Origin of the sequence: Aquariibacter albus, assembly GCF_014145335.1 — a bacterium.
Lineage (GTDB): Bacteria > Pseudomonadota > Gammaproteobacteria > Burkholderiales > Burkholderiaceae_C > Aquariibacter > Aquariibacter albus.
Window position 1 is genome coordinate 1 of sequence record NZ_JACIVI010000007.1, and the last position, 24,294, is coordinate 24,294.

The window sequence follows — 24,294 nt, forward strand, 5'->3', positions numbered from 1 at the left end:
GGTGGTGACCGAGCCGCCATCGAGCAAGATCGAAGAAGCCGTCAGCGCCAGGCTGGACAGCGCCGTGCCGCTGCCGACGGCGCCGTTGAGATCGACCGTGCCGGCCGAGACGGACAGCGAGCGGGCGCCATCGACCGTGCTGCCCAGGCTCACCGTGCCCGCACTGGCGGACAGGGTGGTGTCGGCCCCCAGCGTCACCGCACCGGAGTAGGTCTGATGGCCGGTGGTGGTGACCGAGCCGCCATCGAGCAAGATCGACGAAGCCGTCAGCGCCAGGCTGGACAGTGCCGTGCCGCTGCCGACGGTGCCGTTGAGATCGACCGTGCCGGCCGAGACGGACAGCGAGCGGGCGCCATCGACCGTGCTGCCCAGGCTCACCGTGCCCGCACTGGCGGACAGGGTGGTGTCGGCCCCCAGCGTGACGGCACCGGTGTAGGTCTGCTGGCCCGTGGTCGTCACGGCGCCGCCGTCGAGCAAGATCGAAGAAGCCGTCAGCGCCAGGCTGGACAGTGCCGTGCCGCTGCCGACGGTGCCGTTGAGATCGACCGTGCCGGCCGAGACGGACAGCGAGCGGGCACCATCGACCGTGCTGCCCAGGCTCACCGTGCCCGCACCGGCGGACAGGGTGGTGTCCACGCCCAGCGTCACCGCACCGGTGTAGGTCTGATGGCCGGTGGTCGTCACGGCAGCGCCATCGAGCAAGATCGAAGAAGCCGTCAGCGCCAGGCTGGACAGTGCCGTGCCGCTGCCGACGGCGCCGTTGAGATCGACCGTGCCGGCCGAGACGGACAGAGAGCGTGCGCCATCGACCGTGCTGCCCAGGCTCACCGTGCCCGCGCCGGCGGACAGGGTGGTGTCGGCCCCGAGCGTCACCGCGCCGGAGTAGGTCTGGTTGCCGGTGGTGGTGATCGCTGAGCCATCGAGCAGGAGGGAGGCCGCCACCAACTCCAGGCTGCTCAGCGCCGTGCTGCCACCGACCGCTCCGTTGAGATCCACGGCACCGGCCGAAACCGAAAGCGAGCGTGCACCATCGACCGTGCTGCCGAAGCTCACCGTGCCTGCGCCTGCGGACAAGGTGGTGTCCACGCCCAGCGTCACCGCGCCGGAGTAGGTCTGATGGCCGGTGGTGGTGACCGAGCCGCCGTCGAGCAAGATCGACGAAGCCGTCAGCGCCAGGCTGTACAGTGCCGTGCCGCTGCCGACGGCGCCGTTGAGATCGACCGTGCCGGCCGAGACGGACAGCGAGCGGGCGCCATCGACCGTGCTGCCCAGGCTCACCGTGCCCGCACCGGCGGACAGGGTGGTGTCGGCCCCCAGCGTCACCGCGCCGGAGTAGGTCTGATGGCCGGTGGTCGTCACGGCGCCGCCATCGAGCAAGATCGACGAAGCCGTCAGCGCCAGGCTGGACAGTGCCGTGCCGCTGCCGACGGCCCCATTGAGATCGACCGTGCCGGCCGAGACGGACAGCGAGCGGGCACCATCGACCGTGCTGCCCAGGCTCACCGTGCCCGCACTGGCGGACAGGGTGGTGTCGGCTCCCAGCGTGACTGCACCGGTGTAGGTCTGATGGCCGGTGGTGGTGACCGAGCCGCCATCGAGCAAGATCGACGAAGCCGTCAGTGCCAGGCTGGACAGTGCCGTGCCGCTGCCGACGGCGCCGTTGAGATCGACCGTGCCGGCCGAGACGGACAACGAGCGGGCACCATCGACCGTGCTGCCGAAGCTCACCGTGCCCGCACCGGCGGACAGGGTGGTGTCGGCCCCCAGCGTCACCGCACCGGTGTAGGTCTGATGGCCGGTGGTCGTCACGGCGCCGCCGTCGAGCAAGATCGACGAAGCCGTCAGCGCCAGGCTGGACAGTGCCGTGCCGCTGCCGACGGCGCCGTTGAGATCGACCGTGCCGGCCGAGACGGACAGCGAGCGGGCACCATCGACCGTGCTGCCCAGGCTCACCGTGCCTGCGCCTGCGGACAAGGTGGTGTTCGCCCCGAGCGTCACCGCGCCGGAGTAGGTCTGGTTGCCGGTGGTGGTGATCGCTGAGCCATCGAGCAGGAGGGAGGCCGCCACCAACGCCAGGCTGCTCAACGCCGTGCTGCCACCGACCGCTCCGTTGAGATCCACGGCACCGGCCGAAACCGAAAGCGAGCGGGCACCATCGACCGTGCTGCCCAGGCTCACCGTGCCCGCGCCTGCGGACAAGGTGGTGTTCGCCCCGAGCGTCACCGCGCCGGAGTAGGTCTGGTTGCCCGTGGTGCTGACCGCGCCACCATCGAGCGTGATGGACGTGGCCGTCAGCCCCAGGCTGGTCAGCGCCGAGCCCCCCCCCACTGCCCCATTGAAGTCCACCGTACTGCCGGAGATGAGCAGCGCCTGCGCCCCATTGATCGTGCTGCTGAAACGCACCGTGCCCACGCCTGCGGACAGGGTGGTGTCCACGCCCAGCGTGACAGCGCCGGTGTAAGTCTGGTTGCCCGTGGTGCTGACAGCCGAACCGCCCAGCGAAATCGACGAGCCACTCACGCTCAGGCTGTTCAGCGCCACGCCGCTGCCGATGGCCCCGTTGAGCTCCACCGGGCCACCGCTCAGCGTCAAGGCATGGGCGCCGTCAACCGCGGCGCCCAGCTCAATCCTTCCGGCGGTCTGGATGCGCATGTCGGTCGGCAGGTTCAGCACGCCAACGCCGATGTCTCCCGTGCCCTCACTGCGACCGATCTGCAAGGTTCCGAAGCTGGCGAAGAGATCCAGCGTCGCCTGGGCGATGGACAGCGTGCCCACCCCACCGGCCAGACCCACGGAGCTGCCGATCGAACTGGGTGCCAGCGTGGCCGTCCCTGTTCCGGTGACGGTGGCCCCCACATCCAGCGCGGAGAAGAACAAGCTCAGGTCACCCAGCGGCGCCATCCCGCCGACCGCGCCAGTCAGCACGATGCGATCGGCGGCATCGATGGAGAGCTTGTGGCTGCCATCGACGGTGCTGCCAAGCGTGATGTCGCTGCCTGCCGCCGTCGCGCGCAGGACCGTGTCTGTGCCCAGCGTGACTGCACCGGTGTAGGTCTGCTGGCCGGTGGTGGTGACCGAGCCACCGTCGAGCAAGATCGACGAAGCCGTCAGCGCCAGGCTGGACAGTGCCGTGCCGCTGCCGACGGTGCCGTTGAGATCGACCGTGCCGGCCGAGACGGACAGCGAGCGGGCGCCATCGACCGTGCTGCCCAGGCTCACCGTGCCCGCACCGGCGGACAGGGTGGTGTCCACGCCCAGCGTCACTGCACCGGTGTAGGTCTGATGGCCGGTGGTGGTGACCGAGCCGCCATCGAGCAAGATCGAAGAAGCCGTCAGCGCCAGGCTGGACAGTGCCGTGCCGCTGCCGACGGCGCCGTTGAGATCGACCGTGCCGGCCGAGACGGACAGCGAGCGTGCGCCATCGACCGTGCTGCCCAGGCTCACCGTGCCCGCACCGGCGGACAGGGTGGTGTCGGCTCCCAGCGTGACGGCACCGGTGTAGGTCTGATGGCCGGTGGTGCTGACTGAGCCGCCCATGAACTGGGTTGCGCCGGTCATCGTCAGGCTGTCGCCGCCAAGGCTGGCGTTCGCGTTCAGCACCAGCAGCGTGCTTTGGAAGTTCAGCTCCTTGGCAACGACCGTGACATTCGCCTCCAGCACGATGCTGTTACCAGCTTGGACCTGCAGCTTGCGCATGCCCAGGTTGAGCGAATCCTCGAAGGTGACGGTGTTGCTGGCCGTCAGCAGGACATTGCCGACCACGGCCTCCAGAGCTGCTGGCGAAATGGTGAGGTCCCCGCCTGCGGGCAGTGGGTCGGCATAGGCATCCGTGCCGCCCGTCCCGATCACGAGCTTGTCAGGGTCCAGCAGCAAGAGGCCGGACTGCCCGCCGGTCGCGCCGGTGTCGACGCGACCGGCGAAGCCCAGCCCTCGCAAGCCCGAGACCTCGACCCGGCCGCCGTCCCCTTCAAGCGCTCCACCACGGGCCGAGATATGGCCCTGGAACCGGTTGCTGCCGTCGGACCAGACGACGACTTCGCCACCGTTGCCGCGGGCCGTGGCATCGGCGCGGACCTCGGCGCCAGCCTCGACCCGGACCGATTCGGCCCGCCCGACCGTGTCCAGCGCAGCACCCTGCCAACCACCGCCTATGGCCACCGTGCCGCCCCCTGCTACACCGGAGGCGTCGATCCGGCTTCCCCCGCCTACCACCAGGGCTTGGCCACCAACCTGCACGGAACCGCCGCGTGCGCCGGCATCCAGGCCCTGCACGTCGATGCGACCGTTCAGGGCCACTTGACCCTGGCTGCCGCCGTCGATGACGATGCGGCCGTTTCGCTGGCTCAGGCTGCGTGCCTGCAGCAGGCCATCCATGTTGAGCACGGTGTCGGCCAAGGCGCTGCGGGCCTGGGCCCGGAGCTGGATGAGGCCGCCGTCGGCCTGGATGCGACCGAGCTGGTCGAGACGCTGGCTGACTTGGTCACCTCGGGCTTCGAAGAGCACGAGGCCGTCGCCTTCGATATCGACCCGCACCCGGTCAACCGCAGCCAGCGCCACCCGCCCCTCGCGGGCTTCGATGAGGCCGCGGTTGATCACCAGCGGCGCCACCAGGGCCACGGTGCCGCCGTGGGCGGTGATCGTCCCGGCATTCAGCACAGTACCCGCCTCGGCCGTGACCAGGCTGTCGTCGCCGAAGCGGTAGAGGCCCGCCATGAAGTCGACGGTCGAGATGGGCAGGGTCGAGGCCACCAGCGAGCCGACATCGATCCGGGCCCCCTCGCCAAAGACGATGCCGTTCGGATTGACCAGGAAGACCCGGCCGTTGGCCTGCATGTGACCGAGCAGATGGCTGGGGTCTGTGCCCACCACGCGGTTGAGCAATACCGAGCGGCTGTCAGGCTGGACGATGCGCAAGGTCTCGTCTGCCCCGATCGAGAAGCCTTGCCAATCGATCGCGGCCTGGTTGCTGATCTGGCGGATCAGGCCCTGCCGGGGGGCGCCGCTCTCGACCGTGGCTTGTCCGGCCACGATTTCAGCCCCGGTCGGCAGGGCCAAGCTTGCGCCGCTGTGCATCAGCAGGGCACTCGCCAGTGCCACGGGGCTGATCAGGGGGGGGGCGAGTCGGCGCAGGCCGGCAGGCCGGGCGGACAAGGTGGGGCAGGACCGCTTCATGTCGTACCTCGGGACTGCGCGCTAGAAGGACTTGCTGAGCAGCAGATGGGCCCGTGGCGAGCGGTCGACCGGATCGCTTCGCCCCTCGCCCACCAGCGGCCAGGCCAGTGAGGCACGGATCGTGAAGTCACCCGGTCGGTCCCAGACCAGACCGAAGCCAGCACCAGCCAGTGTGGCCGCGTTGTCTGTGGAGACGCTCGGAGCCGACAGTTTGCTCCGGTAGCGTACGTGCCCGATGTCGAGGAAGGTGCTGAAGACCAGTTCCCGCGCCAGCCGTCCCAGCCAGGCGTCCGGAGGCAGCCAGCGCAGTTCGGCGGTAGCCACCACGCCCCGGTCACCGGTGCCCTCCCCGGGGGCGAAGGCACGGACGCGATCGGGGCCGCCGAGCTGAAACTGCTCCGCACTGTCCAGATTGTCCGGAGTCCATTGCCCGCGAAGGCTGAGATAGAGCAGCAGCCTGGCATCCACGATGTTCTGCAGCCGCGCGATCTGGCCGCTCAGCACCACGAAGCGGTCGTCGACGTCATCAAAGACCTGGGGTGGGCTCAGGTCGATCTGGCCAAGGGCCAGGCCGAGCTCGTAGGTGCTGACACCACCGCTGAGCCAGGCGTCCCGCCAGTCGCCGAAGAGGCCGAGACGCAGCGCATCGACGGACTTGTCCCGGGAGAAGCCCGTCAAGCCCTGGCGGTCCTCGAAGCGTTTGAGATCCAGGCTGGCCAGGCCAAATACATTCAGGTTGCGGCTGCGGACCAGGGGGTAGAGCCCGAAGGCGGTGAGGGTGGAGATGTCACCGTTCAGATTGATCGGTAGCTTGTCCTTGTCGATCTGGTAATCGACGTAGGACAAGGACAGGCCGAGCTTCAGTCCGTCATCGCCCACCGGCCGGGTGTAGCTGGCCAGTGCGAAGCGCAGTCCGCCGGTCTCGGAGCTGAGCAGGTTGAAGACCAGGCCGTCGCCCGCACCTGTGGGGCTGTTCCACTGCGCCAGCGCACTGAGGCGCCATTCGCCCGAAAAGCGCGAACCGTGGTTGTCCAGCTCATAGCGCTGACTCCAGCGAGACTCCGGTTGCGGTGTCACCACGAGGGTCGCAGTGCCTGGCTTCCGGCCGGCCTTGACCTCAAAGCGCGCAGTGATGCCGCGCAGGTCATTGATCAGGAAAACCGTGCGCTCGACATCGCGTACCGTGAGGATGGATCCGGGAACCAGCCGGGCCAGATAACGCTCGACGACCCCGCGATCGACCGGGAGGCCGTCGGACCAGTTCAGCTGCACCTCGTCGAGCCGGCCCTCGAGCACGGCAATGCGGATGACGCCATCCTCGGCGGCCTGCTCGGGCAAGTAGGCATAGCCCAGGTAGTAGCCCAGCTCGCTTTGCAGGAAGCGAGTGACCGCAGCGGCTGCTTCGACCAGGTCCTCGTAGCTCCGCTGGGGCCCCACGAAGCCCACTGTCAGCGCAGGCAGGGCCTCGCGGAGCGCCGCCGGAGCCTGGTCATCCACCACGAAACGCTGGACATCGACGCGCAACTCGTCCTGGGGCTTGCCAAGCTCTCGGCTGATCGGTCGGTCCGGCAGGTCCGCCGGGCGTCCGGTGGGCAGGCTGGGGGCCAGGTCCTGCGGCCGCGGAAGGATGCCCGCCGGCGGCGCGGATTGAGCCTGGGATGCGCCTGCCGTTGTGATGAGAAGGGCGAACCCCAAGCCGTGCCAGAGCCTTCGGCGAGGGCACGGCCTCACGCGATGCCGTCTCACTCGGCCCGCCCGATCTCGACGCGGCGGTTCTCGCTGGCAGCAGGATCCTGCGGATTCTTGGGATCCTTGGCCCCCAGGCCGACCGTCTGCAGCGAAGCCGGGTCAGCCCCCTTGCCGACGAGGTAGGCCTTGACCGATTCGGCGCGCCGCAAGGAGAGGGCGAGGTTGCCTGCGGCAGAACCGCTGGCATCGGCATGACCAACGATGCGAACCCCTTGACTGCCCTTGGGGCGCCCCCGCAACACCTCCGCAAAAACGTCGAGCTGCTTGCGCAAGCCCTCAGGCAACTCCGCCGAGCCGAGCTTGAAACTGGCCGCCGGCAGCGAGAAGCGCACGGCGGGCTTCAAGCCCATGCAGCGAAAGCCGTTGGCTTCGAGTTCCTTGCATGCGTCGTCCGGGAAGAGGCCTTCCTTGACTGTCGCGGCGTCAGGCACGGTGGTGCCGAGGTCGACCGCGGGAGCCCCCTCGGCGGCGCAGACGCTGAGACTCAGGGCCAGAAGAGTGCTTCCGCCCAAGGCGCGGAAGGGGCGATGCAAGAGGCCGCGAGCTGTCATTTGCTTATCTCCTGAGGGGCAGGCGCCGCGGTGACCGGGGTCGTGAGGGTCATGCCGGTAGGTGGCGCCCCGAGGTTCGGAACACGGACTGATTCACACCACGCTTGTACTGTGAGCGGTGGGTGGCTTCCATCCTGGGTGTCCCCTGCTTAAGGGATCGGGATAACCCGGGGCGTCTGGCTTCACCACGCGGAAAAGATCTGAAGGGCTGGAACGTGCTGTCTGAATTTGGCGCGAAGATCGTGCAGATGGTGCTCCGGCCAACCCAGGTGGCTGCCGGAAAAAACCCGAGGGTCTGGGGTGTGCATAAGAAAGGCCTGGGTTTCGTTGGCCATCAGGGTTTCATCGCTCGTGTCGTATTCCAGATCTCCGAGGAAAATCCTAAATGCCCTTCGCTGAGATTCGTTCAAAACATCTCGCCAGAATCCGATGACCTGCTTCTGATACCCCTTATGGGTGAAAAAGAAGCCGTGGCTGAGTTCGTGGCGCAAAACGGTTTCCCGCCGTCGGGCATCGACCTCCTCATCGGCCAAAGTGGCCGGGTCGTCCGCCTGCACGGCGGTGAAGGCAATCAGTGCTTGCGACGGGGCCTGCGCTTCGTCGGTCGAAGCTGCTCGCGCCCGAGAGTCCAGCAGACCCGCGTTCTGCAGCGTGGTCCGGAGCCGCTCCTCGTCCGGGTTCAGCGGGAGACCCTGGCGCGCGATCTGGGCGAAGAAGCGGATCACGCTGCTGCCCGCGTAGTCGTGGCCCTGATAAAAAGTCGCGGCGCTGTCTCCCGTCTTCTGCATCAGCAGGGCCAGTTCCTCGGGCGTGAGCACGCGATCCCGTGGCGTCCCGCGCTTCTCGATAAGCGCGGCCAGGCGGTTGAGGGCCGCTCCCTGGGTCAGGAGATCCGGGAACTCGATGACCAGGATCGCGGGATGTTCGGCCAAGCGCGCGACACGCCAGGTTCCGTCTGGTGTGTCGTTCAGCAGGTCCTCCATCCGGCGCACGGCGACACCCGAGCTCGGCTGGGCGTCGGGCGGGGTCACCGTCTGGGCCCCCTGACTTCCGGGCCGAAGCGCTCGTCCAGGATGGGCCGCTTCCGGTGCGAGAGTCGGCGTTTCCGGCCGGCGCTGGAACCCGTTCAGCGCAGCCAGTCCTGCGATACAGCAGAGGCCGCAGAAAAGAAGGATGCTGCGTGAAAGGCGCGAACCAGCACGCCGCGTCTTGGCCGGATGGGTTCGAGGGGGCGGGGGGCTTCCGGGGAAACCCTTGGGTCTCAGCAACTGGCGTGTGATCTCGCGCGGGTCGGTGCTCACAAGGCCCTCTCCGTAAGCCGGCAACACAGCCAAAGGGAGCATTCCACAGCGGAATCAAGGTGGCAACAGGTCATCCGTGCGGCAAACCGGCGGGTCATGCTCCTGGCCCATGGAAAACCCTGAGCGGGCAGTCCATCGCAGTTTTCATGCGCTCAACCGATTGACGCGTACCGAGGGCCTGGTGCTACATTCCGGCGACGTTTGGTGCCGCCCTCAATGCTGGCCCCGATGCAGTTTGACCGTCGCGAGGATCTCCCGAAATCATGGCCGATTATTCGATCGATACATGGCTGGAGCCCATTGACGGTGCGCCGTGTGGCGAGAATCTTGAGTATGACCTCGAGTTTTTCGAACTGAATCAGTCGCTGGCTGGCAAGCCCGAGACCCAGTTTGCCCCTGCAGAACCACCGCAGTGGATGGTGGTGCGCGAGCAGGCCGAATCGCTCATGACGCGCACGCGGGACCTGCGTGTGGTGATGGCCTGGGGACGAGCGTGCGTCAACCTCGACGGGGTCCAGGGCTTGACTCCGATCTTGAAGTTGTTGACGGGCTTGATGGAGGCCTTCTGGAGCGAGGTCCATCCACAACTCGATCCCGATGACGGGGATCCCTTCTCCCGGCTCAGTGTGCTCGGCGGTTTGGGCAAGTGGGAGGATCTGCTGGGCGACGTGCGCAATGCGCTGCTGCTGCCTGACCGACGCCTGGGCGGCTTGCGCGTGCGCGACGTTGAGGTGGCGCTTGATCGTTTGGCGCCGCGGCCGGGCGACTCGCCCCGCACGCTGGGTCAGATCCAGGGTTTGCTTGGCGACCTGCCTGAGCTGGCCTCCCAACTGCGCGACGTCCATACGCATGCCATGCAGGCGGCCCGCGACCTGCAGGCTTTGATGAACAGTCGTTTCGGTGGGGACGTCGCCGTGGACTTGGCCGATCTCCGCGGATTGCTGGATGCACTCCGGCAGGCCCTTCCCGACGAGGCCGCCGTCTTGGATGCAGCGGCCGACGGGCCTGCCCTTGCAAGCGAGCGGTACAGCCGGGCTGCGGAAGCGGACGCCGACCTCGGATCGCGCGTGCTGTCGACCCCGAGCCGGGCCGGGGGCACGGCCGGCCGGATCGAGTCGCGCCAGGACGTGATCCAGGCGCTTCAGCGCATTTGCGATTACCTCGAACGGCACGAGCCCACCAACCCCGCGCAGCTGCTGCTGCGACGCGCGCAGCGCCTCATCGACAAGGGCTTCATGCAACTGGTGCAAGACCTCGCACCCGATGCCCTGGCCGAAGTCGCTCGGATCATGGGCGTAGACCCTGACAGCATCCCCCGAATCGGGGCAGATGATGGTTCCTCTTGATTCCAAGCCAAGCCGCGCGGCGTAAAACGCGCTGGCCGTCTCGTGGCCCCTGCGGTGCCGCGGCGAACGTGTCCTCGCTCATCCTCGGAGAACATTCATGGGCAGCAGTCAGAAGTTCATCGCGCGCAATCGCGCGCCACGCGTGCAGATCGAGTACGACGTCGAGCTGTACGGTGCAGAAAAAAAGGTGCAGCTGCCCTTCGTCATGGGGGTCATGGCGGACCTCGCCGGCAAGCCCGAGGATCCCTTGCCGCCGGTTGCCGACCGCAAGTTCCTCGAGATCGACGTCGACAACTTCGACACCCGCATGAAGGCGATGAAGCCACGAGTCGCCTTCCAGGTGCCCAACACCCTGACCGGTGAAGGCAACCTCTCGGTGGACCTGACCTTCGAGAACATGGACGACTTTTCGCCCGCTGCCGTGGCGGCCAAGGTTGACGGATTGAAGCAGCTGCTGGAGGCACGGCAGCAGCTGTCGAACCTGGTCACCTACATGGACGGCAAGGGCGGGGCAGAAGAACTCATTGCCCGTGTGCTGAAGGACCCCGCCTTGCTGAGTTCGCTGGGGGCTGCGCCCAAGGCCGGCGACCCGACCTGATCCGCCACCGACATTCCCGGAGCAAGCGCATATGGCTGAACCTCTTCAGACCACCTCGTCCGCCTTCGCGGGCGTCACCTTGGAAGGCAATGACTTCGCAGCCCTGCTGTCCAAGGAGTTCAAACCCAAGAGCGACGAGGCACGCAATGCCGTGGAAGCGGCTGTCCAGACCCTGGCGCAGCATGCCTTGCAGAACGTCCAGCTCATCAGCTCGGATACGGTCGCCTCGGTCGAAGCCATGGTCGCAGCAATCGACCGCAAGCTCAGCGAGCAGGTCAACCTCATCCTGCATCACGCCGAATTCCAGAAGCTGGAGTCCGCCTGGCGTGGCCTGCACTACATGGTCAACAACACCGAGACGGATGAACAGCTGAAGATCCGCGTGATGCCGATCTCCAAGCAGGAACTGGGCAAGACGCTCAAGCGCTACAAGGGCACCGCCTGGGACCAGTCGCCCCTTTTCAAGAAGCTCTACGAGGAGGAGTACGGTCAATTCGGTGGCGAGCCTTTCGGTGCCATCGTCGGCGACTACCACTTCGACCACTCCCCCCCGGATGTTGAGCTGCTGGCCGAGATGAGCAAGATTGCTGCATCGGCGCATGCGCCCTTCATCACCGGTGCTGCCCCCTCCGTGATGCAGATGGAGTCCTGGAGCGAGCTCGCCAATCCGCGCGATCTCACCAAAATCTTCACCACCCCCGAGTACGCAGCCTGGCGCTCGCTGCGAGAGAGCGATGACGCCCGCTACTTGGCGATGTGCATGCCGCGCTTCCTCGGTCGCTTGCCCTACGGCTCAAAGACCTCGCCGGTCGATGAGTTCAACTTCGAGGAAGACACCGTCGGGGCGGACCACGACAAGTACGCCTGGTGCAATGCCGCGTACGCCATGGCCACCAACATCAACCGATCCTTCAAGGAGTACGGCTGGTGTTCGAGGATCCGGGGCGTGGAGTCCGGTGGCGCGGTCGAGAACCTGCCCTCGCACACCTTCCCCACCGATGATGGCGGGGTCGACATGAAGTGCCCGACCGAGATCGCGATCTCGGATCGCCGTGAAGCCGAGCTCTCGAAGAATGGCTTCCTCGCGATGATCCATCGCAAGAACTCTGACTTCGCGGCCTTCATCGGTGCGCAGTCCCTGCAGAAGCCGACCGAGTACGACGATCCCGATGCAACGGCGAACGCTGCCCTTGCAGCTCGACTGCCCTATCTGTTCGCATGCAACCGTTTCGCGCACTACTTGAAGTGCATGGTCCGGGACAAGGTGGGCTCGTTCAAGTCGCGCGAAGACATGGAGCGCTGGCTGAACGATTGGATCTTGAAGTATGTCGACGGTGACCCGAGCAACTCGTCGGAATCCGTCAAGGCGCAGAAGCCCCTGGCGGCTGCAGAAGTCACGGTCGAGGAAGTGGAGGGTGCACCTGGCTATTACCAGAGCCGCTTCTTCCTGCGTCCGCACTACCAACTTGAAGGCTTGACCGTCTCGCTGCGCTTGGTCTCCAAGCTGCCCAGCGAGAAGGGCTGAGCCGAGAGTCCGCAGTCCCTTCAACCTGCCGGATCGCTCTTTAGGCGCGGCACCATCGATCGAGGAGCATTGACATGCCTGGAAATGCGTTCATCAAGTTCAACGGCGTCAAGGACGGCGAGTCGCTGCAGGAGACCCATCCAGGGTCCGCGGGTTGGATCGAGATCAGCGACTGGAGCTGGGACATCGAGGCCGAGACCAGTTTCCTCAAGGGAGCCGGCGCCTCGGTCGGCAAGCCGACCCCTGGCACCTTGTCGTTCACGCACTACTACGACAACGCCTCGCCCGAGATCATGAATCGCATCGTTCAGGGAACGCATTTCCTGGACGTCCACATCGTGATGCTGAAACAGACCGGCAGCAAAAGCGGCAAGGGCGAGGTCTATTACGGGATGACGATGAAGACCGTGTTCATCACCAAGGTCTCGACCAAGGGCGGTGAGGATGGCTCGGTCAGCCAGGATGTCGACATGGTCTTCAAGGAAGTGGCCATCGGCTACAAGCCCCAGTCGGGGATGACGGGTGGTCTGGGTACCCAGAAGGACTTCACCTGGGACATCTCGAAGATGAAGGTGGAAGGTGTGGCGACCGCAAACCTTGCGGTCAAGTAAGCCCAGGAGGCTGCCTCCGCTCCGATCCCTGTTGCGACTCCACGGCCTCTCATGTCCACCCAGATCTTTCTGCACATCGAGGTCCAGGGTCGCAACATCACCGGCGAGGCCACCACCTCGGGCTACGAGGGCGAGATCGAGGTCAACAGCTTTGAGTTGGGCATGGAGGTTCGCGGTACCTCGTCGCAGACCGGCACGACCAAGCGCCAGCTGAGCTACGGCAACCTCAGCATCACCAAGTACTACGACAAGGCCTCAGTCAATCTGGCCCGCGCACTCGAGCGGGATGCCGTCTTTGACCACCTCCGACTCACCGTCGATCAACATCGGATCGAGACCCAGCAGCAGAAGGATCAGAGCCCGATCATGCTCATCGAGCTCTTCGACGGGCGCATCGAGAAGATCGATATCAAGCTCAATGATGGCGGAGACAAGGGCGCGACGATTGAGGAGTCGATCGAGTTCTCGTACCGGAAGCTGGAGGTGGGCTATGTGCCGCTGGATGTTGCACGTCGCCGCCGACAGGCCGGCATGACGTTCAGCGCAACGCTGCCGGCCGTGGACTGAAGCCATGGCGACCCACTGCTATCTCAAGCTGCTCGACAAGAGCGGGGCCCCGGTTGTCGGCGAGGTGGTGACCCCCGCCTACAAGGATCAGATTGCCTGCGCGGACTGGTCGGTTGACATCGGCATGCAGCAGGACCGGGCAGGCGCCCCGGGAAAGGCCTCAGGCAGGGCGCTCGGCATGTCGCTTTTCAAGTTCGGCAAGGCGCCGGACAAGTCCAGCACCCGGATCATGGCGGCGCTCCGGGATGGCGAGCAGTTCACCCAGGCGATCTTCACGATCTACGAGGAGCTTCAGGGGTCCGAGGATCTGACCGAGGGCAGCTTCCACTTGGTCGTCAAGCTCAACCAGGTCACGGTGCATGAGTACCAGGTTCAGGGCGAGACCAGCGAGAAGGAGGTCACGCTCAAGGAGCAGTGCTCCTTCCAGTACCAGAGCGTCTACTTTGATTACGGGGGTGGGGTCACCCTCAATCAGCCGCCCAATGCGGAGGCCTTCAAGCCGGTCGACAAACTCGACGAACTCGTTGCCGAGGCGAAGCGCCTCTCCCCCATCGAACGGGGCAATCTGATCAACCTGATCAAGCGGATCCGCGACGACGAAGACGACAAGAGCGCGGTCTCGGGGAAGGGGGTCAAGCCGCATGGCACTCGATAACTACCGGGATCTCAGCGACCGCAGCAAGAGCCTGTCCGCAGGCTTCCAGTTTGAGTTCGCCTGCAGCCATTGCAAGACAGCCTGGCGCTCACCGTACCGGCCGTTCCGGACAGGACAGCTGACCGGCGTGCTGCTGCGCGCAAGCCATTACATCCGCAAGCTGAGCGTGGTGGGCCAGGTGGGCGCTGACTTGGCCGAGTACGCGACGGACAAGGCCCATGCCGAGGCCCTGCAGGACGCGATGGTCCTCGCCCGCCAACGCTACACCGAGTGCCCGAAGTGCCAGCACGCCTACTGCGACAACTGCATGGATGGTTCCGTCTGCGTGCCATGCATGGGCTCGGCTCTTGATCACGCACCCCGTGCCGGGTCTGAGGCAGGTGCCGCATCGGCCACCTGCCCGCAATGTCAGGCTGCAGCAGCCGGTGGACGCTTCTGTGCCGAGTGCGGTTTCGATTTCGCGGCCACCCACAAGTCCTGCCCCGGATGCGGTGCGCTGTGCCAGCGGCAGTCGCGCTTCTGCACCGACTGTGGCCACAGTTTCTGACCCGAGCCTGCCATGAATCATCCCGCACTCTCCGAGGCCGAATCCGCCATTCGCGCGGGCATGCCCCGGTCGGCGCTCACCGCCCTGACCCTGGCCGTCAAGGCCAGCCCGGGGGATGTCCGGCTGCGCATCTTCCTGGCCCAGCTGCTCTGTGTGCTCGGGCAGTGGGACCGGGCGCATACCCAGCTCAATGTCGCGGCGGATCTCGATGCGACGGTACAGCCCATGCGCGAGATGGTCGGCCATGCCCTTCGCTGCGAGCTGATGCGTGCCGCAGTCTTCGAAGGCCGCCGCTCGCCGATGATCTTTGGCCAGCCGGATGAATGGATGGCGCTTCTGATCGAGTCCCTGCTGCAGGCCGGACAGGGTCAGCAGGCTCAGGCCCAGGGGCTTGCCGACCGGGCCTTCGAGGCGGCTCCGGCCAGCGCGGGGCGGCTCAATGGTCAGCCCTTCGCCTGGATCGCCGATGCGGATTCCCGCCTGGGGCCGGTGCTGGAGGCCATGATCAACGGCCGCTACTACTGGTTGCCGTTTTCGCGATTGAGTCATGTCCGCATCGAGGCGCCGACCGACTTGCGCGATATCGTCTGGCTGCCTGCCACGGTGACGTTCATCAACGGTGGCGAGGCCATCGCGATGCTGCCGACCCGCTACCCAGGGACCGAACGAAGCGGGGAGGACGCCCTGCTGATGGCCCGGCAGACCGCGTGGCAGCCAGCGGGTGCCGAGCGCTGGTTCGGCCTGGGTCAGCGCGTGCTCGTGACCGATCAGGGGGAGCACGACCTCCTCGGCATTCGCGAGATTGAGCTGAACGGCCATGGCTGAGCTGAACTCCAGGGATCGCCTGCAGCCTTCCTTGCTGGACCGATTGATCGACGTCGATCCCCAGGCCGCGCAGGAAAGCGTCGAAGGGCGCATCTTGTCGCGAGCCCAGCTGCGGGCCGCGGTCCTGCGTGACCTGACGTGGCTGTTCAACACCACGCGGCCCGAGCCTGAGGTCGCCTCGGAGCGCAAGGCCGAACTGGCCTTGTGGGCCAGCCATGCCGAGGCCCGCCGCTCGGTCCTGAATTTCGGCATGCCGGCCTTCGCCGGCATCACCCTGTCCTCGCTCGACCGCCTGGCCATGGAGCGCGCCGTCCTGGAATCGATCCGCTGCTTCGAGCCCCGGATCGATGCCGACACCCTGGACGTCGAGATCTCGATCCATCCCTACGCCCACCACAACACGGTTCAGCTCAAGATCCGCGGCCAGCTCTGGGCCCAGCCTGTGCCGCTGGAGCTGATGCTGGCGGCCGAGGTGGATGTCGAGACCGGCTTTACCCGTGTGCGCGACCTGCGAGCCTGAGCGGCACCATGGACCCCCGGCTGCTGCGCTACTACAACCAGGAGCTGCGCTACCTGCGCGAGCTCGGGGGCGAATTCGCGCGCGAGTTTCCGAAGGTGGCGGCCCGTCTCGGCATGGAGGGCCTCGAGGTCAGCGATCCCTATGTCGAGCGGCTGCTCGAAGGCTGCGCCTTCCTCGCGGCTCGGGTGCAGCTCAAGCAGGATGCCGAGTTCCCGCGCTTCTCGCACCGCCTGCTGGAACTGGTCTACCCCAACTTCCTCGCCCCCTTGCCGGCCATGCTGGTGGCCCAGGTCCAGCCGCAGCTCAGCGACCCCAACCTGCTGGCCTGCCCGGAGCTGCCCCAGGGCACGGCCCTGTTCAGTGCGCCGCTCAGCCACACCCCGACCCGGTGCGAGTTCCGCACGGCGCAGGCTCTGCAGCTGACGCCCTTGAGCACCGTCTCGGCCGATTACTTCCGCAACGTCGGAGACCTCGGTCTCGGAGGTTCGGGGGGGGCGATGCGACCCCGTTGCGGGGTGCGCGTGCGCCTGGCCCTCCCCGCCGGAGCGTCGCTTGCCAAACTCCGGCTGGACCGCCTGCGCTTCTACCTGGGCGGTCAGGTGGAAGTCGGCATGCGTCTGCACGAGCTCATGGTCTCGTCCTGTGTCGGCGTGCTGGTGGGCGTGCCGGGCAACCCGGCGGGACGCGAGATGCTGGACGCCGCCTGCGTGCAGGCGGTCGGCTATGCCGACGGCGAGGCCATGCTGCCCATGCAGCTCCGCGGACAGGCCGGCACACGCCTCGTCCAGGAGTACTTCGCCTTCGCGGAGCGCTTCCTCTTCATCGAGGTCCAGGGTCTGCAGTCGGTGCTGAACGGCCTGCCGGGCGAAACGCTGGAGCTGAATTTCCTCTTCGATCGACTGGGCACCGGGCTGGACGGTGTGGTCGAGCCGGCGAATTTCAGCCTGCACTGCGCACCGGCGATCAACCTCTTTCCCAAGCGAGCCGACCGCATCGGCCTCAGCGAAGGTCAGCACGAGTACCACGTGGTGCCGGACCGGACCGCTCCGCTCGACTACGAGGTGTATGACATCACGGGCCTCAGCGGCATCGACGACGCCGGTCAGGAGCGCGAGTTCCTGCCGCTCTACGCGCCTGCGCATGACAACCCGATGCGGCAGAGCGCCTACTTCAGCGCCTGGCGCGAGCCGCGGCTGCCGTCGGAGCAGGCGCGTCGCGATGGTCCCCGCTCGGGCTATGTCGGATCCGAGGTCTTCGTCACCCTGGTCGATCCCGAGGATGCCCCGGTCGACCTGGGCATCCGCCAGCTCTCCGTGCGCACCCGCTGCACCAACCGCGACCTCAGCATCTTCGTCGGCAGCACCGCCGCCGGGGCCGAGCTGAGCCTGGAGCCCGGCCTGCCCGTGCAGGGCGCGCGCTGCATCGCCGGCCCCTCGCGACCCCACACCGCGCTGCGGGAGGGCGGCGTCGCCTGGCGCTTCATCAACCTGCTGTCGCTGAACTACCTTTCGCTCGTCGACATCGAGCCCGGATCGGCTGCCGCCGTCTTGCGCGACATGCTGAGCCGCTTCCCGCTCGGTACCGAGCCGGCCCAGCGCCGACAGATCGAGACCCTGCAGCGCGTGGTCGCCCGCAGCGTGGTGCGTCGCCATCCGGCGCCGGGCCCCATTGCCTTCTCGCGCGGCATCGAGATCGAGCTGCATGTCGACGAGCTCGGCTTCGAGGGCAGCAGTGCCGTTCTCTTCGGCGCCGTGCTGCACCACCACCTGTCCCGGCATGCCTCGACCAACAGCTTCGTCGAGACCGTGCTGATCTCCCTGTCGCGGGGTGAACTGATGCGCTGGCGGCCGATGCTGGGCCGTCGCGCCGTGCGCTGAGCGGGCGGTCATGGGCGAGCGCGAATTTGATCGCGAGCGGCAGGCCGAGCGGAAGCTCGCGCACCAGACTTGGCTGGATGCACTTCGCGCTCAGCCCTATCGCCACGACTTCTACGAGACCCTGCGACGCATCGACGCAGCCCACCCCGAGCTGCCGCGACTCGGCGAGGCGCTGCGGCCGGTTGACGAGCCCATGCGCCTGGCCCAGTCCGCCGAGCTGAGCTTCGCCCCGGCCGCCCTGCATCAGGTCGAGACCGCCATCGATGGCCAGCTCCGTCTGCGCCAGCGCATCTTCGGCCTGCTCGGTCCGATGGGGCCGCTGCCGCTGCACTTCACCGAGACGGTCCGCGAACGCAGCCGCAACCATGCCGACGCGACCCTGCAGCGCTTTCTTGACCTGCTGACGCATCGCTTTGCGCTGCAGTTCTACCGGGCCTGGGCCACCGCCCAGCCCGTTCTCGACCTGGACCGACCGGCCGACCCGGCCAAGCTCGACCGCCTTGCTTCGCTGCTGGGCCTGGGCTTGCCCAGCCAGCGCGGGGTCGACGCCCTCCCAGATCGGGCCAAGCTCTTCTTTGCAGGGCGCCTGGCCGGCCAGATCCGCGATGCGGATGGTCTGCAGTCCTGGTGCCGTTGCGAGTTCCGGGTGCCGGTCCGGGTGGAGCAGTGGGTCGGCCACTGGATGCCACTGGCCCGACCCGAGCGGAGTCGCCTCAGCCGGCGCCGTGGCGCAGGTCAGTCGCTCGGGCGCGATGCCGTGCTGGGCCAGAGCGTCTGGGACGTGCAGCACAAATTCCGCATCGTCATCGGACCGCTCGACCTCGGGCGCTACCAAAGCTTTCTGCCTGGGGGCCGCGAACTGGCCCAGCTCCACGCCATGGTGCGCCAGTGGCATGGCCTGGAGTTCGCCTGGGAGCTGCAGCTCGTCCTGCGCCGCGAGCAGGTCCCGCCCCTCAAGCTCGGTCGGGGCCGTGCGCGGCTGGGCCTGACCAGCTGGCTCGGCCACTACCGCAGCCCGCGCGATGCCGATCAGCTGCATCTCAAGCCCGAGCGCCCCCAGCGGGCCGTGACTTCGTAGACGTGAGGACCCCACCATGAGCGAGATCAGTCGCGCCGCCCTGTTCGGCAAGCTCAACCCGCTGGCCTACACGGCCATCGAAAGTGCGACGGTGTTCTGCAAGATGCGCGGCAACCCCTATGTGGAGTTCGTGCACTGGCTGGCCCAGCTGCTGCAGACGCAGGGCAGCGACCTGGAGGCCATCGTCCGCCACTACCAGATCGACATGGGCGTCGTGGCCCGCGACGTCACGCAGGCGCTCGACCGTCTGCCGCGCGGCAGCACCGCGATCAGCGACTTCTCCGAACACATCGAAGCCGCCATCCAGCAGGGCTGGCTCTACGGCACGCTGATGTTCAACCAGGCCCAGGTTCGATCGGGCTATCTGCTGCTCGGCATGCTGCGCAGCAAGAACCTCTACACCGTGCTGCTCGGCATCTCGCGCCAGTTTGACCGCATCAAGGCCGACGACCTGGCCGCGAGGTTCGAGGCCATCTGTGGCGCCAGCGCCGAGGCCCGGCTCGGCGCGCAGGACGGCTCCAGCCTCGGTGCAGCCGGCGAACCCGGCAGCGACAGCCAGGCCATGGCCCCGGCCGCCATGGGCAAGGGCGAGGCGCTGAAGAAATTCTGCGTCGACCTGACCGAGCGCGCCCGCGAGGGCAAGATGGATCCGGTCACCGGCCGCGACGAGGAGATCCGCCAGATCGTCGACATCCTGATGCGGCGGCGCCAGAACAACCCCATCCTCACCGGCGAGGCCGGGGTCGGCAAGACGGCGGTGGTCGAGGGTTTCGCTCAGCGCCTGGCCAAGGGCGATGTGCCGCCCCAGCTCAAGGAGGTTTCGCTGCTCAGCCTGGACCTCGGCCTGCTGCAGGCCGGCGCCAGCATGAAGGGCGAGTTCGAGCAGCGGCTGCGCCAGGTCATCGACGAAGTGCAGGCCAGCCCCAAGCCCATCATCCTGTTCATCGACGAAGTGCACACCCTGGTGGGTGCCGGCGGTGCGGCCGGCACCGGCGATGCAGCCAACCTGCTCAAGCCGGCGCTGGCGCGCGGCAACCTGCGAACCATCGGCGCGACCACCTGGGCCGAGTACAAGAAGTACATCGAGAAGGACCCGGCACTGACCCGCCGCTTCCAGGTCGTTCAGGTGCCCGAGCCCGACGAGCACAAGGCCATCCTGATGTTGCGCGGCGTGGCCAGCGTGCTGGAGAAGCACCACCGCGTGCAGCTGCTCGACGAAGCGATCGAGGCGGCGGTGAAGCTGAGCCACCGCTACATTCCCGCGCGCCAGCTACCCGACAAGGCGGTGAGCCTGCTCGACACCGCCTGCGCCCGCGTGGCCGTCAGCCAGCATGCGACGCCCGCCGAGCTGGAGGACTGCCTGCGCCGCATCGAGGCCCTGGAGGTCGAGGCCGGCATCATCGAACGCGAAGCGGCCGTCGGCGTGCGCATCGGCAGCCGCGGCAGCGAAGTGGCCGAGAAGCTGACCGGCGAGCGCGCACGCCAGCAGCAGCTCGAAGCCCGTTGGAAGGACGAGAAGGCCCTGGTCGACGAGCTGCTCGCACTGCGCGCTGCCCTGCGCGGCGACGACCGGCCGGTCGATGCCCCCGCCGGCGGCGAAGCCGACCGCGAGGCCCTGCTGGTCCAGTTGCACGAGCTGCAGGACCGGCTGGCCACGCTGCAGGGGGAGTCGCCGCTGATCATGCCCTCGGTCGACGCGCAGGCGGTCGCCAGCGTGGTCGCCGACTGGACCGGCATCCCCGTCGGCCGCATGGTCAAGAACGAGCTGGAGACCGTGCTGCGCCTGGGCGCCGCGCTCGGCCAGCGCGTGATCGGCCAGCAGCACGGCCTGGACATGATCGCCAAGCGCATCCAGACCGCCCGCGCGCGGCTGGACAACCCGAACAAACCCATCGGCGTGTTCATGCTCTGCGGCACCTCCGGTGTCGGCAAGACCGAGACGGCCCTCGCCCTGGCCGAGGCGCTCTACGGTGGCGAGCAGAACGTTATCACCATCAACATGAGCGAGTTCCAGGAGGCGCACACCGTCTCCACCCTCAAGGGCTCGCCGCCGGGCTACATCGGCTACGGCGAGGGCGGCATCCTGACCGAGGCGGTGCGCCGCCGGCCCTACAGCGTGGTGCTGCTCGACGAGGTCGAGAAGGCCCACCCCGATGTGCACGAGCTCTTCTTCCAGGTCTTCGACAAGGGCCGCATGGAGGACGGCGAAGGCCGCATGATCGATTTCAAGAACACGATCATCCTGCTCACCAGCAACGTGGGCTCCGAGCTGATCATGAACATGTGCAAGGACCCGGAGCTGCTGCCGGATCCGGACTCGATGGCCGAGTCGCTGCAGGCACCGCTGATGAAGGTCTTCCCGCCAGCGCTGCTGGGCCGCATCGTCACCATCCCCTACTACCCGCTCTCGCCGGAGATGCTCGCGCAGATCGTCCGCCTGCAGCTCACGCGGATCAAGAAGCGGGTCGAGGCGAATCACCGCATTCCCTTCGTCTACGGCGAGGATGCGGTCGAACTCATCGTCAAGCGTTGCAACAACGCGGAGGCTGGCGGTCGCATCATCGATTCGATCCTGACCAACACCGTGTTGCCCAAGGTGTCGATCGAGTACCTCGGTCGCCTGGCGCAGGGCAATGAGCTCAAGGGCATCCGGCTCGGTGCGGCGGACGGCGAGTTCAGCTACCACTTCGACTGAGCGAGGCCGCCATGAGCGAGGACGTTGTCGAGGCCAGCTTCAGCTGCGTGCTGGGCAAGGACGCCCTGCTCTACCGCCGCATGAGCGTGGTGGAGGCGCTCAGCGCCCCGACCCGTCTCGAAGTCGAGGTGATGCGGCTCGGCAGCAAGACCTCGATCGAGCCGAAGAAGCTGCTGGGGACCCAGTCCACCGTGACCCTGCGGCTGCGCGATGGCAGCAAGCGCTACTTCAATGCCTGGGTCACCGAGGTGGCCCAGGTGGATCCCATCGGGCGCTTCGATGCCTTCCATCTTCAGCTTCGCACCTGGAACTGGCACCTCGGCCTCAGCGTCGACAACCGAATCTTCCAGGACAAGACGGCAGTCGAGGTGCTCGATGCCGTCTTTGCCGACTACAGCTCGCAGCAGGTCAGCAAGAAGCTCAAGGGCAGTTACCGCAAGCGGCCCTACTGTGTGCAGTACCGCGAAACCGATCTCGACTTTGTCCATCGCCTGATGGAAGACGAGGGCATCTATTACTACTTCACCCACCAGGATGGCCAGCACACCCTGGTGCTTTGTGACGATCCGTCCGCGCACGAGCTGATCCAGCCCGACGACACGCTGGGTTACGCCGCTGCTCGGACCAGCAATGAGCGTGGCGACGCCGTCGTCGACCACTGGCGCCTCAGCCGCAGCGTGCACAGCCTGAAGTACAGCCACGTCGACCACGACCAGGACTCGATCACGCCCAAGCCGATCAACACCGCCCAGAGCGCCGCCACCTTCGCGAACCCCGGGCGTCAGGAGGTCTACGAGTGGCCGAGCGAGTACGCGGAGCTGGAGGACAAGTCCCAGGCGGCAACGCGTGCGACGGCGGTGTCCAAGCTGCGGGTGCAGGGCTTCGAGTCCGGCCAGGTCAAGGCGCTGCTGGAGACCCCTTGCCGCTCGGTGGGGGCCGGGCGCAGCTTCAAGTTCGTCGACCATCGCGACCGTGGCGAGTACCTGATCACCTATGCCGAGCTGGAGATGGACTTCGGCCGGTATGAATCGACCGACGACGAGCCGGCCACCGGCTTTTCCGCCAGGCTGGAAGCCATGCCCAAGGCCCAGCGCTACGTGCCCGACCGCAGGACCCGCAACCCGCGCATCCACGGCGTGCAGACGGCCGTCGTGGTGGGCGCCAGCGGGGATGAGATCCACACCGACAAGACGGGCCGGGTCAAGATCAAGTTCCCCTGGGACCGCCTGGGCAAGGGCGACGAGAAGAGCTCCTGCTGGGTGCGGGTCGCCCAGCCCTGGGCCAGCAAGGGCTTCGGCATGTTCGCGCTGCCGCGGGTGGGGGATGAGGTGGTCGTCGAGTTTCTCGAGGGCCATCCGGATCGCCCGCTGATCACCGGCAGCGTCTACAGCCCGGAGAACCTGCCGGCTTACACCCTGCCCGACCACGCCACCGTCACTGGCCTCCGCAGCCGCTCCAGCAAGGGCGGCACGGCGGACACCTTCAACGAGCTGCGCTTCGACGACAAGAAGGATGCCGAGCATGTCTACTTCCAGGCTCAGAAGGACCTGCACCAGAACGTCAAGCACGATGCCCACCTGACGATCGGCAACGAGCACTGGACCTCGGTCGGCAAGCACGCCCAGCATGCGGTCGGCGAGAACCACACGTTCTCGGTCGGCAAGGTCCACACGGTCAAGATCGGTGAGGACAGCCACACCGCGATCGGCGGCGACCAGATTCTCCAGACCGGCGGCCTGCTCGATGCCAAGGTGGGTGCGGCCGTGCAGTTCGAGGGCGCGCAGACGATCAAGCTGAGCTCCGGCCAGGGCATGGACGTGAAGGTCGGCCAGGCTCTGGCGATCTCGGCCGGCGCCAGCGTGCACCTCAGCGCCGGCGCGGGCGTGGTGATCGACGGGGGGACCCAGCTGACCATCGTGGCCGGTGGAGCCTTCATCAAGCTGGGGCCCGAGGGGGTGACCATTCAGGGCCCGCTGGTCAAGATCAACAGCGGCGGTTCGCCCGGCACGGCCAACGCAGCGCAGGCGCCCCAGCCTGCCGAGCCACAAGCCCCAGGCGAGCACAAGCCCAATGACGATCCGCTGGCCAAGAAGGCTTGAGGCCCGCGCCCATGCATGCCCTCCAGGACCCTCCGAGTGCGCTGACGCCCGCCCAGCTCAAGGCTGGCCTGTGGGCCGACGCCCGCCTGCGGGTTCATGCGGTGGTGATGGGGCAGCGGGTGCCCGATCTGCCCACCCGCCTGGCCGCGGCCGACGGCTTGCTTCACGAGTGCCTGCTGCCCGGGGCCCTTGAGCCCGCCCGTCGCCGTCAGGCCCCGCATCTTGTGACCCTGGGTCCGGACGCGCCCCTCACCGACTGGCTGCTCTTCGAGGCCGCTGCCGGCCTGGGCGACTGGGGCCTGCTGGTGCTGGCCGAGGCCCCCCGCCTGGCCTTGCGCCAGCACCTGCGCCAGCTCCTGAAGGCCCGGCTGCCGCAGGGGCCGGTGATTGACCTGGACTGGATGGATCCCGCCGTGCTGGATTGCCTGCTGCCGGCCCTGGACCCGGCCGGCTGCCGGGCCTTCTTCGGTCCGGTACGCAGCTTCGTCGTGCCGGCGGCGACGGAATGGCGGCACTACGAGGCGCCCCTCGGAACCTTGCGCATCACGCGCCAGGCCTGCATGCGCTGAGGCGGGAAG

At 67.2% G+C, this 24,294-nt stretch carries 18 protein-coding genes; 14 read left to right on the forward strand and 4 right to left on the reverse strand.

The features are described from left to right. The 4 genes from H4F90_RS14340 to H4F90_RS14355 form a co-directional block, all read right to left on the reverse strand. Positions 1–5,151: two-partner secretion domain-containing protein (locus H4F90_RS14340; protein WP_182665797.1), on the reverse strand; the 5,151-nt coding region annotated here is incomplete at its 3' end. Positions 5,152–5,193: 42 nt separating this feature from the next. Next, the gene (locus H4F90_RS14345; protein WP_182665799.1) at positions 5,194–6,867 is read right to left on the reverse strand and encodes a ShlB/FhaC/HecB family hemolysin secretion/activation protein; all 1,674 of its coding nucleotides are present in this window, start codon (positions 6,865–6,867) and stop codon (positions 5,194–5,196) included. A 47-nt stretch (positions 6,868–6,914) separates the two neighbouring features. Continuing rightward, positions 6,915–7,472, reverse strand: coding sequence for an OmpA family protein (locus H4F90_RS14350; protein WP_182665801.1), 558 nt, complete (start codon positions 7,470–7,472; stop codon positions 6,915–6,917). 182 nt (positions 7,473–7,654) lie between these two features. After that, on the reverse strand, positions 7,655–8,503 hold the full coding sequence (locus H4F90_RS14355) for a hypothetical protein (protein ID WP_182665803.1): 849 nt from the start codon (positions 8,501–8,503) through the stop codon (positions 7,655–7,657). A gap of 533 nt (positions 8,504–9,036) precedes the next feature. On the opposite strand from H4F90_RS14355, the gene tssA reads away from it, so the two are divergent. From tssA to H4F90_RS14425, 14 genes are all read left to right on the forward strand, one after another. Next, positions 9,037–10,119 (forward strand): type VI secretion system protein TssA, encoded by a 1,083-nt coding sequence (tssA, locus tag H4F90_RS14360; protein WP_182665805.1) that lies wholly within the window; start codon positions 9,037–9,039, stop codon positions 10,117–10,119. A gap of 97 nt (positions 10,120–10,216) precedes the next feature. Beyond that, positions 10,217–10,717: a type VI secretion system contractile sheath small subunit gene (tssB, locus tag H4F90_RS14365; protein WP_182665807.1), complete on the forward strand. Its 501-nt coding sequence runs from the start codon at positions 10,217–10,219 to the stop codon at positions 10,715–10,717. 31 nt (positions 10,718–10,748) lie between these two features. After that, the gene (tssC, locus tag H4F90_RS14370) at positions 10,749–12,242 is read left to right on the forward strand and encodes a type VI secretion system contractile sheath large subunit (RefSeq protein WP_182665809.1); all 1,494 of its coding nucleotides are present in this window, start codon (positions 10,749–10,751) and stop codon (positions 12,240–12,242) included. Positions 12,243–12,316: 74 nt separating this feature from the next. Beyond that, positions 12,317–12,853 (forward strand): Hcp family type VI secretion system effector, encoded by a 537-nt coding sequence (locus H4F90_RS14375; RefSeq protein ID WP_182665812.1) that lies wholly within the window; start codon positions 12,317–12,319, stop codon positions 12,851–12,853. Positions 12,854–12,904: 51 nt separating this feature from the next. Then, the gene (locus H4F90_RS14380; protein ID WP_182665814.1) at positions 12,905–13,420 is read left to right on the forward strand and encodes a type VI secretion system tube protein Hcp; all 516 of its coding nucleotides are present in this window, start codon (positions 12,905–12,907) and stop codon (positions 13,418–13,420) included. Between the two features lie 4 nt (positions 13,421–13,424). Then, positions 13,425–14,075, forward strand: coding sequence for a type VI secretion system tube protein Hcp (locus H4F90_RS14385; protein WP_182665816.1), 651 nt, complete (start codon positions 13,425–13,427; stop codon positions 14,073–14,075). Continuing rightward, positions 14,062–14,622, forward strand: a complete 561-nt coding sequence (locus H4F90_RS14390) for a double zinc ribbon domain-containing protein (protein WP_182665818.1) — start codon at positions 14,062–14,064, stop codon at positions 14,620–14,622. Before H4F90_RS14385 ends, H4F90_RS14390 begins: the two co-directional genes overlap by 14 nt. A 12-nt stretch (positions 14,623–14,634) precedes the next feature. Beyond that, positions 14,635–15,447 (forward strand): type VI secretion system accessory protein TagJ, encoded by an 813-nt coding sequence (locus H4F90_RS14395; RefSeq protein ID WP_182665820.1) that lies wholly within the window; start codon positions 14,635–14,637, stop codon positions 15,445–15,447. Continuing rightward, a complete protein-coding gene (gene tssE / locus H4F90_RS14400; RefSeq protein WP_182665822.1) occupies positions 15,440–15,967 on the forward strand; it encodes a type VI secretion system baseplate subunit TssE in 528 nt (175 codons plus the stop codon). Before H4F90_RS14395 ends, tssE begins: the two co-directional genes overlap by 8 nt. Before the next feature lie 8 nt (positions 15,968–15,975). Next, positions 15,976–17,844, forward strand: a complete 1,869-nt coding sequence (tssF, locus tag H4F90_RS14405; protein ID WP_182665824.1) for a type VI secretion system baseplate subunit TssF — start codon at positions 15,976–15,978, stop codon at positions 17,842–17,844. Positions 17,845–17,854: 10 nt separating this feature from the next. Continuing rightward, a complete protein-coding gene (tssG, locus tag H4F90_RS14410) occupies positions 17,855–18,922 on the forward strand; it encodes a type VI secretion system baseplate subunit TssG (RefSeq protein WP_182665826.1) in 1,068 nt (355 codons plus the stop codon). A 16-nt stretch (positions 18,923–18,938) separates the two neighbouring features. Next, positions 18,939–21,617 (forward strand): type VI secretion system ATPase TssH, encoded by a 2,679-nt coding sequence (gene tssH / locus H4F90_RS14415; RefSeq protein WP_182665828.1) that lies wholly within the window; start codon positions 18,939–18,941, stop codon positions 21,615–21,617. An 11-nt stretch (positions 21,618–21,628) separates the two neighbouring features. After that, the gene (locus H4F90_RS14420) at positions 21,629–23,716 is read left to right on the forward strand and encodes a type VI secretion system Vgr family protein (protein WP_182665830.1); all 2,088 of its coding nucleotides are present in this window, start codon (positions 21,629–21,631) and stop codon (positions 23,714–23,716) included. Between the two features lie 11 nt (positions 23,717–23,727). Next, positions 23,728–24,285 carry a DUF4123 domain-containing protein gene (locus H4F90_RS14425; protein ID WP_182665832.1) on the forward strand — a complete coding sequence of 186 codons (558 nt, stop codon included), beginning with the start codon at positions 23,728–23,730 and terminating at the stop codon, positions 24,283–24,285. The last annotated feature ends 9 nt before the right edge of the window (positions 24,286–24,294 follow it).